Raw genomic sequence first — 566 nt, forward strand, 5'->3', positions numbered from 1 at the left:
GGGATGCTCGCGAACGTGCCGCGCGGCGGCGGGCGTATCGAGTATTTCGAGGATGGATATTCGATCAAGGACGACAAGCGCAGATGGACGCACCCCGCAGGCGTCGCCCAGACGCCAACAGAAGGTGCGGACGTGGCGTTGCCGAGCCTGACCGGTCCCGCCATGGCTGCTGTGCAGAACGCTGCATCGGCATCCCTGCCCGCGCTCGCGGGATCGGCGGCATCGGTTGCTGCACTTACGGGCGGTGCGGGCGCAGCGCTCCACACGGCAGCGCAAACCGTTACGCAAGCCGCCATTGGCTCGATGGGTCAGCCACTCGGCCAGGTCACGCAACGCGCGGCCGGGACGCCACTGACGGGCATGGGACAGCAATCCACGCCGACGCTCGCCAAGTCCCTGACGTCGAAGTAACTCGCACTATTCACGCATAAGAACCAACAAGAAATGTCTACACCCGCAACACCGAGCAAGCCCGCGTCGCGACAGATCGCGCCGGCTATCAAACAGAATGCCGAAGAGCGGCGCGTCATTACTTACGAAATCACGCCCGCCAACCCGACGCCGAA

1 pseudogene is annotated in these 566 nt (G+C 64.5%); it reads left to right on the forward strand.

Annotated elements, in window-relative coordinates:
- Positions 1 to 411: pseudogene (locus NCS67_RS31785) on the forward strand (hypothetical protein); the annotation flags it as partial.
- Positions 412 to 566: the final 155 nt, after the last annotated feature.

Origin of the sequence: Caballeronia sp. ATUFL_F2_KS9A (assembly GCF_023630765.1) — a bacterium.
GTDB lineage: Bacteria > Pseudomonadota > Gammaproteobacteria > Burkholderiales > Burkholderiaceae > Caballeronia > Caballeronia zhejiangensis.